The organism is Pantoea sp. sgz302252, from assembly GCF_047713085.1.
Lineage (GTDB): Bacteria > Pseudomonadota > Gammaproteobacteria > Enterobacterales > Enterobacteriaceae > Scandinavium.
Genome location: NZ_JBLFJW010000057.1, coordinates 1 through 14,162 on the forward strand (window position 1 = coordinate 1; position 14,162 = coordinate 14,162).

Genomic DNA, 14,162 nt, shown 5'->3' on the forward strand with positions numbered 1-14,162 from the left:
GTCATCAATATCAATGCTGAAAATGGTGTGGCCTTCTATTCCGACGGCAATGCCAACAACCGTATCATCAACAAAGGCCAGGTTATCCTTGGCGAAGGTGTACCAGACAGCGCCGATAACACTGACGATTTAGCGTCGATGGTTCTGGAAGGCACGCTGAGTGGAATTACCAGCATAACATCTTCTGGCTGGGTTGAGTCAGGCACGGTGGCGACCAATACGGGAACCCTCGAAGGCCCTGGAAATATTGATGTCAACGGTACGCTGGAAAACCAAAGCGGAGCCAGCATCACTGCAGCTCTGAATATCGCTAACGGCACACTCACCAATGCCGGTGACATAAGCAGTACCATCCTGGCAACGGGTACCAGTACCCTAAATAACAGTGGGACAGTCGACAACGGCGTTAAGCTGCGTGACTCCAGCCGTATGACTAATACCGGCACAGTGACGCTGGGCAGCGCTGCGGATGCCGGTAACGCCAGCATGATGGAGATGAAAAACAACGCGGTATTTGAGAACTCGAGCACCGGCACGCTGCTGGTTGATAACAACAAAAACGCCATTCACCTCAATGACAACAGCACCCTGAAAAATAGCGGCACGATGGTGGTGTCCGACAGCAGCCATGCTGGCGGGGTGAACCTGTATGGCGGCACAACCAAATTTATCAATGATGGCACCGCTACGGTTTCCGGTGGTAAATCACTGGTGGTTTCGAGTGGTAATGCCGCAGCGGGCAAGTCGTGGTTCTGGAACCAGGACGACGGCGTGGTTGATTTCACTGCCACCACCAGTGGGCTTGCGGCTGTTAATCTGGGTGGCTCAAATTACGTCGGCATCAACGACGGGGAAATGGACATTCACGGCAACAATGCCGTAGGTATGAAAGCCGGGAAAAACAGCCAGCTGGTCAACAACGGCACCATCAACCTTGGTGAAGAAGGCAATGCCGCGGGTGAAAGCGGCCTGATTGCGATGCAGCTGAATGCGGATGCCACGGCGGATGCGGTGATGGAAAACAACGGCACTATCAATATCTATGCCGATAATTCCTATGCCTTCGATCGCATGGGGGCCAATGGCCGCATCATCAATAACGGTGCCGTTAACATTGAAGGCACCGGCAGCGGTCTGGTTAAAGGTGGCGAAGGTTCCGTTGAAGGGCTGAACGGCGATAACGGCGACAGCACTGAAGTGCATGCTGCCACCACCGATCGTCCGGTTGATCCGACTGCTACGGCATCTGTCTCCACAGATCCTGTCCGCACCAGCGTCAGCTATTACACGGTCGGCACCAATGCCAACGGGACGGCGGGCACCATGGCCGGCAACAACATGGACCTCGATGATGTCAAAGTGGATACCGGCTTTACCGCAGGTACTGCTGCCACCACAGAAACGTTTGATAACGTCTTTGTCGGCAATGACATTCAGGGCGAGCAAAACGTGCAGTCGACCAGCGTGGTGTGGACGGCGACCGGCAGTAAAGACGCCAACGGCAACGTTGACGTCACCATGAGCAAAAACGCCTACACCTCGGTGGTGGATGACAGCAGCGTCAACAGCGTTGCAGCGGCACTTGATGCGGGTTACACCAACAACGAACTGTACAACAGCCTGAATATGGCAACGTCTTCAGACGTCACCAAAGCCATGAAGCAGATCAGCGGCAGCCAGGCACTGAATGTCGCCCGCGATGCGCGCGTGCTCAGCAACCGCTTCGATATGCTGGCCGATGCGGCACCGGAAATTAACAACGGTCTGTCATTTAACGTAGTGGCGAAGGGCGATCCGCGTGCAGAACTCAGCAATGACACGCAGTACGATATGATGGCACTGCGTCAGAAACTGGGCTTCGGTAACAACCAGTCGTTAACCATGGAATACGGTATCGCGCGTCTGGACGGCGACGGCAACGTCAGCGCCGGTCAGGATGGCATTACCGGCGGTTACAGTCAGTTCTTTGGTCTGGATCATGCCATGCCTATCGGTGAAAGTGGCCTGTCGTGGAACAACGGCCTGCGTTATGACGTGCATCAGCTCGACAGCAAACGCGGCATTAACTACGGCGATGTGAACAAACAGGCCTCGGCTGATACTAAGCAGCAATATCTTGAGTTGCGCTCTGAAGGCCGTAAAACCTTCAACCTCAGCGAAGGGCTGGATATTGCCTCGTACGCCGGTGTTAAGCTGCGCCACACGCTGGATGACGGCTACAAAGAAACCGGGGCAGGTGACTTCAACCTCAACATGAACAGCACCACTGAAACCGCCGTGGATTCCGTGGTCGGCATGAAGCTGAGCTACGCCGGTAAGAACGGCTGGGCAGCAACAGCGACCGTTGAAGGTGGCCCGAACCTGAGCTACTCAACCAGCGGTAAAACCGCTTCTTTGCAGGGCGCATCCGGGCAGAACTTCGCCGTGGATGACGGTCAGAAAGGCGGCGGCATCAACAGTATGGCGCAGGTCGGCGTAAAATATCATGCCGGTAACACCGCGGCGTCGCTGGAAGCCTTCCACTGGAAAGAGGACGGTATCAGCGATAAAGGTCTGATGGTGAACTACAAGTTCAACTTCTGATTGTAAAACTCAACGGCCCTGCTTATCACAGGGCCGTTTTCAATTTAAGAGTCCATTCTGAAGATATCAATCACTCTCAGTAAGTCCTTCGCGTTGGTTTTATAATTAATGTAGATGTCAATTTCCAGTTCCGGTACAGGGAGCAGGGTGATGTTTTTTCGCCAGTGTTCATTCATGTGCTTACAGAACATCTCGGGAATAAATCCAATGGCGTTGTTTTTCTCAATAAATAACAGGTTGAGATTTAACGCCGTGCTTTCGAATGCAACCCGAGTACGGTTTTTTATAATGTTAGCGATGAACAGATTATTTTTTCTAATTGACTGATAATGCGAATGATTATTGTTGATTGTCACCCATGGGAGCGTTAATAACGCATGGTCACTATTTTTCCTGTCAACTGGGTCTGCAAGTTGTGGGTTACGATGGTTGTAGGCAATATAAGAATTCATTTTATATAATTTGATGCTGATGATACCGGGGCTGAAGATTTTTTCATGCGTAATGACAATATCTGCTTTTCTGAAAGAGAAAAGTTCCGCTGCCATATTCCCGTCAACCACTGTGCTGATGTGCGTTATCTTAGGCAGAGAGCCTGTGTCCTGGGCCTTCGCGTATTTATAGATAAAATCCAGCATCGGGCCATCGGGCGCATAGATAACAATTTCTTCTTTCTTCTCGGTGCTGAACATTGAGCCATAGATGTCACTAAAGCTCGACTGTAGTGCCGAATGTAGCTGGGTGCAAAAAATAGTGGGTTCTATTCCCTGACCAACCCGAACAAAAAGTGGGTCGTTAAAATGTTTTCGTAATTTATTGATTCCCTGAGTCACGTTTGAAGATGAAGTATCAAGTTCTTGCGCCGCCTTTTTTATGCTGGAGTGTTTATACGCCGATAAAAAAAGAGGCAGGACATTAAGGTCAAAATTCCGGAGATTACGTAAGTTTATCATCCCACACCAATCTTTATGATTATTCTGTGGACACATGAAGGTATGGAGGAGCTTGTCCCCCACCAGATATTATCCTTAGGATTATATCATTCATAACTTCATTTTTATAAATAAATTTCTTCAAATTCGAAATTATTGTGCGCTTATAGCATGGAGGTTGACATTCGAGCTTGATGCCGTAAATATAAGAGATATCTTACTTGAGCGGAGCAGCGACGATGGAGAGGTTGTTGAATATTATAGATGCGAAATAAAATGTCTGTATTTGTACTCCTGCCGTTCAGTACATTTATACTGCAATAAACGGCAGGAGGCGCAACGTTTACTGGGCCACACGGTTTTTATGGCTTGTGCTAGCGCAATACCGGCAGGTAACCAGACGATGCTAACCTGGGATCACTTCGTTTTTACGTAACGTCAACACTTCAAAACCGTCGGTGGTAACGGTAATAGTGTGTTCCCACTGCGCCGACAATTTTTTGTCGCGAGTGACCACCGTCCAGCCGTCTTTTTGGTTTTGATTTTGCTACCGCCCTGGTTGACAAACCATAATTTATTGCCTTTCTTGTTTTGCTTATCGATAACGTCCATCAATTATTCGCTATTGGCACGCGGGGCGAAATCGTCGAATAAATTGAGCTGTGCTACACCCTGGCATCACCACAAATACTGCACTCCGGCGGTCAGGCTCCAGGCCCGGCTTTGGAGCCCACCACCGCCTTCGCTGTCGTCGTCACCTTTTGACGTCCAGATTTTCTCATCACCATGTTTGTTGGGGTACCAGGTGTAGGTCGCGTCGGTAAAGACTTTGGTATGCGGGGTGAGCCAGTAACCGGCATTTATCACGCCAGCCCAAAGTTCGGCATTGTTGCTGCTGGTGGAAGAGGTGGAGTCGGCCTGATAATGCACATCATGATCGGTGGCATCCACCCAATGGCTGTATTTGAGCAGGCCGCTGAACTCAAACTGGTTGAGGGCGTAGTAACCGACAAGGCCGAAATAGGGCGTTTTAAACACCTGACGGTAGCCAACACCGGGGTCATTATTGAACTTCCCTTTCTGGCGAGGGAGATTGGGATCGTAGTTATCGTTGATGTCTGTGCCCGCATAATCGTAAGTACCGCCCCTTGATAACCAGCTGGTGCGGTTTTCCTGATAACCCGCGATGGCGCCGAACTTATAATTCGGTTGATTCCACGCCCAAAAGCGCAAGCTTAAGTCGTATTCATTGGCTTCATTCACCGTGGCCGGGCTGTGGGAACTGTCGGTGTAATGGCTGGAATGAGGGTCCTGCCAGTCGTAATCATCCAGATGACCGCTGCCAGAGGCAAGCGTGGTCCAGCCTCTGGCGTTCAGACTCAGCCACGATAAAATGTCATAGTTGGCTTCGGCTTTGATGATAGCCGCGTTCTTCAGCTTCCAGTCCAGGCGGCTGACCTGTTGACCCTGAAAATAGACAAATTCCTTCGACTCTCCGCCCAGATAGCCCAGCGAGGCATTCAGCGACAGTCCATCGTACTGATACCTCGTTGGTTCACCGGTGGCATAACTGCTGGCGAGGGCAGGAGCCGCTACGGGAACACAAATCAACCAGAGTGCCGGATAGAGTTTCATAAGAGCCCCGCTCAGGAGTGAATGAAAGCAACGCCGCAACAAACTGGAAGAAGTATAGAAATGACGGCTCAAAATACCATCAGATGCAGGTATGAGTCTGAGTCGTCAGCATTGATGGCGCTGTGGTTGAGTGATCACCGCCGTGACGGCTCGCTGTTTGTTGATATCCACCACGCTCATCCCGTCCAGACAGCCCCACAGCTCTCGGGTGTTTTGTGGGGGGATGACGATGCAGTCTGGCATCACTCTTATTTTAATCGGCATGCCGTTTAGAAAACCGGTTTGGGTAACCCGTCGCCCTGAAGTAGGGCATAGCGGTTGCGTATTTTCGAATAGATCTCGCAGCAGGTCGCGCTCGATTCGGGTGTATCTGCACTGGCGTGCTTTGCTGTTGCTGCATCTGTGGCTTTGCCGTGCAGGCGGCGGGTGCTTTTTTTTGCGAGTTACCTCGGGAAACTGTTCTTTATTCGCGGATTGCTCAAGATCTAATAGCGTGGCATTGGTGTTATCACGTTAATGCGGGTGGTGGCTTCGCCTTACGCCAGCCTACCCGATACGCCTGTTTTTTGTAGACCCGACAAGCGCAGCGCCGCCGGGCAATGGCGCGTAAAAAAGGCGGGTTATTCACCACCTTTTCAGGCCAGTTTGAGATCTTCCATAAATTTGGGATTTCGTTCCAGCAGACGTAACACCTTCAGCGCGATACCGGTGGGAATTCTGCGTTTCAATTCCCAGGATTGTACCAGCGCCGCGCTGGCGCCAATCGCTTCAGCAAACTCGTGCTGCTTCATACCAAACGACCTTAAACAACTTCCGTAAAGAAATGAAAAGACTTTGAGTTTAGTATAGCGCTATGCCAGAATTATGACGTGTTTAACCACTGAGGACAATTTCCATCCGCAAGGACGAGAAGCAACATCGCGGATAATTGTAATTTTATGGACATCGTGTTCAACATTCGTACTACCACGCAATCTTCTGTTTTTCCTTCCTTTTCTCTGCTATCTGGTGAGCAGCACTGGCGCTCTGCGCTGTAGTCTTTTCCTTCGTTTGAGCTAAATCTTAATCACTTTTTACGGTTTACACGCAGTGGCAAGCTGCTACGGATTATATTCTCAGGCAGGAGAAGAACCATGTTTTACTGGATTTTATTAGCCCTGGCGATCGTGGCTGAAATTACAGGTACCTTATCAATGAAATGGGCGAGCGTGAGCGATGGCCATGCTGGCTATATTTTAATGCTCGCCATGATTTCACTTTCTTATATATTCCTTTCTTTCGCAGTGAAGAAAATTGCGCTCGGTGTGGCGTATGCGCTGTGGGAAGGCGTCGGTATTTTGCTGATCACGTTGTTCAGTGTGACGCTGTTTGATGAAAGCCTGACGCTGATGAAAGGCGCAGGGCTTGCGACGCTGGTGGCGGGTATTGTGCTGATCAAATCCGGCACCCGCAAAGCGAAAAGTAACCACGAAGAGGTGAGCCATGCAGCAGTTTGAGTGGGTTCACGCCGCCTGGCTTGCAGGCTCGATTGTGCTGGAAATTGTCGCCAATATTTTCCTGAAATTTTCGGATGGTTTTCGTCGCAAAACCTACGGCATTTTATCCCTGGTGGCCGTGTTAGCGGCGTTCAGCGCGCTGTCGCAGGCGGTGAAGGGTATCGATCTCTCGGTGGCGTACGCCATTTGGGGCGGTTTCGGCGTCGCAGCGACACTGGCGGCGGGCTGGATCTTGTTTGGGCAGCGCCTCAATCACAAAGGTTGGATCGGTTTAGCCTTATTATTAGCCGGTATGGTGATGATTAAACTTTCATGATGTGACGCTGCCCGCGTTTACGGGCAGCGAAAAATGCTGGCTGTATTACGCTATGTAAATAGGGTGCATTTCCCCAGTGCCAACCGCGTGCATGAGGGTCGCGAATGTTTAATCCATCTCGCTGGCGTAATATCGCCACAGCCAGAACGCTGTTTGTGATGCTTTTTATGGCGGGCATCGGGCTTATCATTTCTATTGTCTCTCTGCTTTACCTTTCCCAGCACCTGATCAGCAGCAAAACCAACGCCATCGATGCCCATCGTTCGGCGCTTTCCGTGGAGGGCGCGATTCAGACTTCGGTGAATCGCGTGCTGTCGCTGGTGGTGGATAACGCCATCTGGGACGACGCCGTGCATAAAGTCTATCCGCCTGAACTGGATACCCGTTGGCTGTACGACACCTGGGGCGCGGGCTTCAAAATCAATAATCTTTATGACGGCACCTTTGTGCTGGACCAACATTTTCAGGTGTTGTGGGGCTCGTTTCACAGTCAGCCAATGAGTGAGCACAATCTGGATTTTTTGGGTGAAGGTCTACAGGCATTAATCACCCAACATAAAGCGGACTTAGCCAGCGGGAAAAATATTTTCGCCGGAATCACCCAAACCCGCGAAGGTACCGCGTTTATCGGCATTGGCCTGATTCGCCCGATGACGGGGCGTTTGCAGGTTTATGATGCCACGCGGCGCTATCTGGTGATCACCCGCCATATCAACCCGGGCATTCTCAAAGATTTGGGCAACACCTTCCAGATTGCCAATCTCAATCTCACCAAAGCGAAAATTAGCGAGTACAGCGTGCCGTTGAAAAGCTCGGGCGGAAAAGTGCTGGGCTATCTTAACTGGCAACCGCGCCTGCCCGGTGCGGAAGCGGCGATGGCGGCCTCACCGGAGATTCGCAAAATCGTGGCGCTGGCGGCGGGGCTGATCCTGCTTTTTATCCTGCTGAGCAGTCTGGGCTTGTACAAACTGGCGCGTGGGGAAAAACAGGCGCGGGAAATTGCGCTGACCGACTGGCTGAGCCATTTGCCGAACCGTCGGGCACTGATTGAACATCTGGAAAATGTCAGCCATCGCGATGGCGAAGCGTTGAAAACCGTGGTGTTTATCGATCTGGATGGATTCAAGGACATCAATGATATCTACGGGCATGACGTGGGCGACACACTGATTGTGCATATTGCGCACACGCTGCAGGCGCAAGTGCCGCAGGGCGGGATGCTTGCCAGACTTGGCGGCGATGAGTTTGCGATGACAGTGAGCGGCAGCGAGTCAGGGCAGAAAGCTGCGGCTTTTGCGGGCAGCGTGCTGGATTACCTGACTGCGCCGATTCGCCTGGGTGAGCGCACGATCCACATCAGCGCCAGTATCGGGATTGCCAGCGGTTCGCTGGAGAACCGTTCCAGTTCCGAGCTGTTCCGTCGGGCGGATATCGCCATGTATCACTCCAAAATCACCGGCAAAGGCCGCATTACGCATTACGATGCGGAGCTGAACAGCGCCCGCGAATACCAGCTCAGTATCGAAAATGACATCCGCGACGGGCTGGAAAATGAAGAGTTTGAGGTCTGGTATCAGCCGATTGTCGATGCACGTTCGCAGGTGATGACGGGCGTCGAAGCGCTGGTTCGCTGGCCGCGCAGGCCGAAAGGCGAACTGAAGCCCGACGCTTTTATCGCCATCGCCGAAACCAGTGGGCTGATTTATTCCCTCGGGCAGTTTGTGCTGCGCCGTGCGTGCTCGGATTTGCAGGCGCTGGACGATCTCAAGTTGTCGGTGAATATCTCCCCGGCGCAGTTTCGTGATCCGGAATTTGAAAACAAAGTAGCGCGAGTACTGGATTCGTGCCGCTTTCCGCCGCACCGTTTGCAGTTAGAGGTCACGGAAACCTACGTTCTGGAAAACCCTGAGCGCGCGCGTTCAGCGATTTCAAACCTAAAACTGCTGGGCACGGCGGTGGCGCTGGATGATTTCGGAACAGGCTATTCAAGCATTGGCTATCTGCGACGTTTTAATTTCGACACCATCAAGATTGATAAATCGCTGGCCGGGCTGGTGGATAACGATGACCAGGCTGCCGCGCTGGTTGGCGGTACGATTCGAATTGCCAGTGCCCTGGGAATGACGGTGATTGCTGAAGGAGTGGAAAACGAGAAGCAGATGAAGTTATTGCGGCTTGCCGGGTGCGATCAGCTGCAAGGTTTTTGGTTCAGCGAGCCGATGCCAATCGCGTCGCTGCTGCAGTTACGCCAGCAGCGACAGTGTTAATAGGCATTTTTTAACTGGATAATTTGTCGTAAAAGAGGGCGAGAGCCAACATTAGTGATTCTAAACCTATTACTCTAATAGCTTTTATTATCAGCGCTTTCTCAGTAAAGAAATATAAGAGGTATCCTTGGTCCCATTGATAGTCACAATAACCTGATTTGTTCGTATTTCAAAACTACTTTTGCTCCTTCCACCATCAAAACCTAGTTGCTCAAGGAAATATCTTAGCTCACTTTCTTCGGGACCACTTGAAGTACAGTACCAACGTCTATTTAAAACAACATAATCATAAGTTAACTCGGGGCAATATGCATAACCATAAAACATTCTAAACATTAGAACATAAATATCATACTCTATAAACCATTCGTCAGTTACTAAGGAATACTCAAGCGATCCAATATTATACTGATGTTTTCCAGGTAAAAATTCATATTCTTTATTTAGAGTGTAAAAAAACGAGTAACTCTTCCCCGGTTTTATTTCCTCTCTGTTAGACCTAATATATTTAATGCCGTCGCTTTCATACTGACAATGTCTTCCTAAGTAATCTAGTTTAATATTGTCCGTCGTAATCAAAAATGCACTGTCACACATACTACCGTGCGAAGGCAGAAAATTCCTATGAACATAATAACTTCGACCGCTTTTGTTATAAAATCTGACCAGTGCCAGTACCTTGCCCTTGGATTTTTGGACAGAAAGAGTTACATTGATATTATTGTTTCTTTTGACCATCTGATTGTCAAATATGCTAATGCTATAATATGGATAAATATCTCTAACAGTGGAATCTGAATTTTTCTTTAACAACTCCCGATACGATAAAGAATCCTTTAATAAATATAACTCTGGTTCATAAGTAATATTAACATTTCCAAACTTGTCCTTTCCATATCCATATTTTATTGACGCCACTCCGCCGATAGAATAGACTTTAGGAGCATTGGCTGTGCAAATCAATAATATAACCACAGCAACAATTTCTAAACTCTTGGCCATATTTTCCACCATCCTTCAAGGTGTCACTTCGAAATACCGCTCAAAATTATATGCATTCTCAAAAACCTCAACTGTTCCAGCTTTTTTTCAACTTACCTCATTTATTAAAATATATAAAGCATATAAAAAATTAATATGGAAAACTCACCACGTCACCATTTATTTTAACCATAATGTTATTTGCCCTGACGTAAATGGAATAGTTATCACTAGTTTCTATCAATTGCCACATGGGGAAAAAAACATTTTTGTGAAGTTGGCAAGTGTTGTCCCAAGGCATTTCCCCTAGAAAATATTTTATATTGTAACTATCACATTTTTTTTCTTTGTTCAGCGTTAAATAAAACACATTATTGAGAGATTTTAACGCGAACCAATTTGGCGTTACTAACTTAAACCATTGTGAACTTAATGTATAATTTCTTAAACCAGGTAAAAAAGCATACATGTCGTTTAGTGTAAAACTTACTGATACTTTCTTACCAGGCATTATCCTCAGCCATCCGGACATATCAATATCAACATCCAAATCAAACGGACAAGAACCACTCAGGTAGTCAAGACTCACGTCATTTGATGTGATGATAAAACTCTCCCCACACAATCCATCGTAGATTTCCCCATTACTTTTTTGAAGACGCATTGGGTAATATTGCTTAGGAAGAAAATACGTTTTATTGCTTTCGTTACTAAAAATCAAAGTAGCAATCACATTGTCATTGCGTTGATGGACTGATAAACTAACAACAATATTTTTTATTGAATTATCTTCGTGACCATCATCCTCTCTTAATACTACACCGGGATAAATTACTGGTTTTCCGTCAGTGTGTCTTCGCTCATAGCCGAATCTGTATTTTTGTTTAAAAACAAAATCAGCAGCCATAGTTCCTGGATACAAAAAACAGGTGAAAAAGAATATTATAAAACTCACCAAAATACGGCTATGATTCGCATTTAAAATGTTACCCTTCATAATAACTATCCATCCTTGAAGCGTCCGGGGTAATTATAAATTTCATACTGTTCATACTGACCATTCAGCTTAATGGCGCTGCACCTGCAGCAACTGGATGAAATGGACTGAATACCCTGTGCATATAGCGATGAGGATCTGCCATACTCTTTGTTCACCTGTGCTAATGCTAATACCCACTTTTGGTACTTCTTAAAAAATGATAATAGGATGTATTTTCATCAGCATCAATCGTGATTGATACCTGATTTGTTCTTATCTGGAAGTAATTATTGCTATTATCTCCATCAAAACCAAGATCATTCATGATAGACTCCAGATCGTTTGTTCTAAATTCATATTGTGGGCACAACGACTGTTCCTTTATCACTATTGGCAACTCGGTTTTTATCGGACATTCTGAACGTCTGTTGAAAATACTAAACATTGTTGCATTTGAAATCACCTCGGTGAACCACTCTTTTGTCACAACTTCATATTCAAGCGAGCCTACTTGATATTGATGTTTCCCCGGTAGAAATTCATATGCCAAATTCAACTTAACAATAAATGACAGTTCATCTCCAGATTCAATTTCCACCCAATTATTTTGTAGGTCATTGCCAAAATCACAAGAATGGCCCAAATAATCAAGTTTAATATCACCGGTGGTTAGCCTGAAATCAGAACCACACATCACGCCGAATGAAACAGGACCGGCAAGACTAGGTAGCCCCCCTCTATAAATAAAATAACTGCGTCCGCTTTCATTATGAATTTTCACTTGAGAAAGCACATCGTGTTTTTTTTGCCAGACCTTCAGGGAAGCAACTATGGCACGATCTTTTTGAGTTTGATTATTATCCCATTCATTAACGTCATAATATGGATTAAGATTAGCCGTTGTAGCTCTGGGTTGTCTTTGCATAAGCTTATCATACGCGTAAGAATCCTTCAGGGGATAAATCGCTGGATCAAAAGTTGAAGATTTATCGCCCCAATATATTTTCCCATATCCATATTTCATAAATATAATATCAGCAGCATTGACGCTAGTTGTTAATACAGTATTAAATATAAAAAGTAATAATAACTTTCCACTTTTAACCCTCAATTTCACACTCCTGATTCGTGAGTTGAAAATACAATTCAAAATTGTAAGCATTTCTGAAAACATCAACGCTATGCTGAGACCTAAGTTTTTCTCTATATTCAATATAGATATTTTTACCTCCAGTCCCTTTTTTATGCTTATAATCATCAGTATTAGGTAAATCGTCGGTTCCAACCCCTCCCCACTCCCCCCTAGACTTTGCTTTCTCTTGCTCATCAGCCAATAATGTTTTTTTGGGTTCAACCCGATAAAAGTGAGATATTTCATGACACAGTGTACTCACCTTCGATTCTTGCCCCATTAGTTTTTTTGTGCAAAAGTTATGACCTATATGTATTTCAAGTTTTTCGCTATATTGATCTGGGGAACAATGCCAAGTTGCCGTCCTTTTTACATACGCTGAATACTCACTCGTATAAGTACGATTTACAAAATTACCATATTTATACACTTTTTTATCTGGTACAGGCCCCAACTCAGGAGCACACGGGTCCTCTGGGGATACCTCAATACGATTAGAATCAACATGCAGGCTGCTCATTATAGTAAGCATCCTGTCTACTGCTTTGCGCATAAATTCAACCACGGTGGTTGTTTCTTTCCCCGTTGACGAATAGGTATTTTTATTTTCCATATCACATATATTGAATTCATGCTCGATAAAAACATCACCTCTCACCCCCATAATCTCATAAAATTTGTCTTGCTCTTTCTTCCCCCACTTTTCCAGATCGTGTTGTCTCTTTTTTAAAACCTTTAAAGCACAAGGTATGGCCTCATCCATCATTTTAACAAAATCATTCGTCACCTTTATTGTTTTGCCATATTTCTTGTTGTATTTCTTTGCTTCTATGGCATCCTCTACTGTACAAGCTCTCGTTTCTGACATTACCTCTCCTCCAAACGATTCATTATCATCTAAAAATTTAATTTCAACGTTCAACTAAAATAATCATATCTGATATATATTACTCATAAACCCCACCTTCAATCATATCAATAGCCTGGTCCAATAATCTGATCCTGACTTTTTGCTTAGTCTCCAGGGTATACTTCTCCGTATATCCTTCTTCGTCTATTTCTCCATCCTTTTTTGTGCCATCTTCAAAAGTAGCCGTGTAGCGAGTTCCTGAATAAGCGATACCCGTATCATCTGTATAGCGAAGTTGAAAAACATAATTATCTGAGTCATCCTGATCTTCAGAACCATCTCCCCCACCAGAATCATCACCATTTCCCTGACTGGCACCCTCGTCAGAATTCTTGTCATCAGAACCCGACGTTTCACCATCACCCGATATTGTCAAAAATGAGGGGGTTAATGTGGTTACCGGTGTTCCCGGGCTTCCGCCGCTGTTTAAATTAATTATCGGTCCCATAATGTCCACGCCGGTTGCACTGATGGCGATAAAAGAGCTTCCCACCTTGAGAGTGATTTTCATGCCGCTTTCCAGCACCATTTCACCCTGTGCTTTCATCCCCAGCGCGCCATTAACCTTCTGCGCCAGATCGCCTTTTACTTCGAGACTCTGTTTGCCTTCCACCAGGCTGATATGGTCCCCGCTGGTTTTGTGCTCCTGCTTCCCTTCGATGGTGACTTTCCGGTCTTTGGCGACGTACAACCCTTCGTCGTGACTGACGTTGACCAGCCGGTCATTTTTCACTTTCAGTGTCTGATTGTTTTCCACCTGAATACTCTGGTCATGCCCGACGGTTATCTTCTGGTCATTCCCGATTGTTTCGCTGTGATCGACTTTGACGTCTGTGGTCCGGTTATTCAGCACCTCCGTATCCATATCCTTCTGCGCATGGAGATAGACCTGCTCTTTGCCGGTCGCATCCTCAAACCGCAGTTCATTAAA

General features: G+C 46.8%; 13 protein-coding genes and 1 pseudogene. 4 read left to right on the plus strand and 10 right to left on the minus strand.

Annotated features, from left to right (window positions below):
• Nucleotides 1-2,583, plus strand: a 2,583-nt coding sequence (locus tag ACLW56_RS24355) for an autotransporter outer membrane beta-barrel domain-containing protein (RefSeq protein ID WP_330985112.1), incomplete at its 5' end; no start/stop codon positions are given.
• A 44-nt stretch (nucleotides 2,584-2,627) separates the two neighbouring features.
• On the opposite strand, the gene ACLW56_RS24360 is transcribed toward ACLW56_RS24355, so the two are convergent.
• The 5 genes and pseudogenes from ACLW56_RS24360 to ACLW56_RS24380 all read right to left on the minus strand — a co-directional run bounded on the left by ACLW56_RS24360 (nucleotide 2,628) and on the right by ACLW56_RS24380 (nucleotide 5,941).
• Nucleotides 2,628-3,599 (minus strand): LysR family transcriptional regulator, encoded by a 972-nt coding sequence (locus ACLW56_RS24360; RefSeq protein WP_330986204.1) that lies wholly within the window; start codon nucleotides 3,597-3,599, stop codon nucleotides 2,628-2,630.
• Nucleotides 3,600-3,921: 322 nt separating this feature from the next.
• Nucleotides 3,922-4,079: pseudogene (locus ACLW56_RS24365) on the minus strand (type I methionyl aminopeptidase); the annotation flags it as partial.
• Between the two features lie 114 nt (nucleotides 4,080-4,193).
• Nucleotides 4,194-5,150 (minus strand): omptin family outer membrane protease, encoded by a 957-nt coding sequence (locus ACLW56_RS24370; RefSeq protein ID WP_330986205.1) that lies wholly within the window; start codon nucleotides 5,148-5,150, stop codon nucleotides 4,194-4,196.
• A gap of 105 nt (nucleotides 5,151-5,255) precedes the next feature.
• Nucleotides 5,256-5,414 (minus strand): hypothetical protein, encoded by a 159-nt coding sequence (locus ACLW56_RS24375; RefSeq protein ID WP_330986206.1) that lies wholly within the window; start codon nucleotides 5,412-5,414, stop codon nucleotides 5,256-5,258.
• A gap of 371 nt (nucleotides 5,415-5,785) precedes the next feature.
• Entirely contained in the window at nucleotides 5,786-5,941 is a 156-nt protein-coding gene (locus ACLW56_RS24380) for a hypothetical protein (RefSeq protein WP_330986207.1), read from the minus strand.
• Nucleotides 5,942-6,283: 342 nt separating this feature from the next.
• On the opposite strand from ACLW56_RS24380, the gene mdtJ reads away from it, so the two are divergent.
• From mdtJ to ACLW56_RS24395, 3 genes are all read left to right on the plus strand, one after another.
• A complete protein-coding gene (gene mdtJ, locus ACLW56_RS24385) occupies nucleotides 6,284-6,646 on the plus strand; it encodes a multidrug/spermidine efflux SMR transporter subunit MdtJ (protein ID WP_330986208.1) in 363 nt (120 codons plus the stop codon).
• Nucleotides 6,633-6,962: a multidrug/spermidine efflux SMR transporter subunit MdtI gene (gene mdtI, locus ACLW56_RS24390; protein ID WP_330986209.1), complete on the plus strand. Its 330-nt coding sequence runs from the start codon at nucleotides 6,633-6,635 to the stop codon at nucleotides 6,960-6,962. The genes mdtJ and mdtI overlap by 14 nt, the downstream gene beginning before the upstream one ends.
• 104 nt (nucleotides 6,963-7,066) lie before the next feature.
• Entirely contained in the window at nucleotides 7,067-9,229 is a 2,163-nt protein-coding gene (locus tag ACLW56_RS24395) for an EAL domain-containing protein (RefSeq protein ID WP_330986210.1), read from the plus strand.
• A 90-nt stretch (nucleotides 9,230-9,319) separates the two neighbouring features.
• On the opposite strand, the gene ACLW56_RS24400 is transcribed toward ACLW56_RS24395, so the two are convergent.
• The 5 genes from ACLW56_RS24400 to ACLW56_RS24420 all read right to left on the minus strand — a co-directional run.
• Nucleotides 9,320-10,231 carry a transposase gene (locus ACLW56_RS24400; protein ID WP_330986211.1) on the minus strand — a complete coding sequence of 304 codons (912 nt, stop codon included), beginning with the start codon at nucleotides 10,229-10,231 and terminating at the stop codon, nucleotides 9,320-9,322.
• Between the two features lie 130 nt (nucleotides 10,232-10,361).
• Nucleotides 10,362-11,207, minus strand: a complete 846-nt coding sequence (locus tag ACLW56_RS24405; RefSeq protein ID WP_330986212.1) for a hypothetical protein — start codon at nucleotides 11,205-11,207, stop codon at nucleotides 10,362-10,364.
• 169 nt (nucleotides 11,208-11,376) lie between these two features.
• Nucleotides 11,377-12,300, minus strand: a complete 924-nt coding sequence (locus ACLW56_RS24410) for a transposase (protein WP_330986213.1) — start codon at nucleotides 12,298-12,300, stop codon at nucleotides 11,377-11,379.
• Nucleotides 12,290-13,189 (minus strand): hypothetical protein, encoded by a 900-nt coding sequence (locus tag ACLW56_RS24415; protein WP_330986214.1) that lies wholly within the window; start codon nucleotides 13,187-13,189, stop codon nucleotides 12,290-12,292. The genes ACLW56_RS24410 and ACLW56_RS24415 overlap by 11 nt, the downstream gene beginning before the upstream one ends.
• Nucleotides 13,190-13,268: 79 nt before the next feature.
• The coding region (locus ACLW56_RS24420) for a bacteriophage T4 gp5 trimerisation domain-containing protein (RefSeq protein ID WP_330986215.1) at nucleotides 13,269-14,162 on the minus strand (894 nt) is incomplete at its 5' end.

Excerpts from the sequence above, each read along its gene's own strand:
- ACLW56_RS24405 (WP_330986212.1), bottom strand. The coding sequence starts at position 11,207 with ATGAAGGGTAACATTTTAAATGCGAATCATAGCCGTATTTTGGTGAGT.
- ACLW56_RS24380 (WP_330986207.1), bottom strand. The coding sequence starts at position 5,941 with ATGAAGCAGCACGAGTTTGCTGAAGCGATTGGCGCCAGCGCGGCGCTG.
- ACLW56_RS24375 (WP_330986206.1), bottom strand. The coding sequence starts at position 5,414 with ATGCCGATTAAAATAAGAGTGATGCCAGACTGCATCGTCATCCCCCCA.
- mdtJ (WP_330986208.1), top strand. The coding sequence starts at position 6,284 with ATGTTTTACTGGATTTTATTAGCCCTGGCGATCGTGGCTGAAATTACA.
- ACLW56_RS24400 (WP_330986211.1), bottom strand. The coding sequence starts at position 10,231 with ATGGCCAAGAGTTTAGAAATTGTTGCTGTGGTTATATTATTGATTTGC.
- ACLW56_RS24395 (WP_330986210.1), top strand. The coding sequence starts at position 7,067 with ATGTTTAATCCATCTCGCTGGCGTAATATCGCCACAGCCAGAACGCTG.
- mdtI (WP_330986209.1), top strand. The coding sequence starts at position 6,633 with ATGCAGCAGTTTGAGTGGGTTCACGCCGCCTGGCTTGCAGGCTCGATT.
- ACLW56_RS24415 (WP_330986214.1), bottom strand. The coding sequence starts at position 13,189 with ATGTCAGAAACGAGAGCTTGTACAGTAGAGGATGCCATAGAAGCAAAG.
- ACLW56_RS24370 (WP_330986205.1), bottom strand. The coding sequence starts at position 5,150 with ATGAAACTCTATCCGGCACTCTGGTTGATTTGTGTTCCCGTAGCGGCT.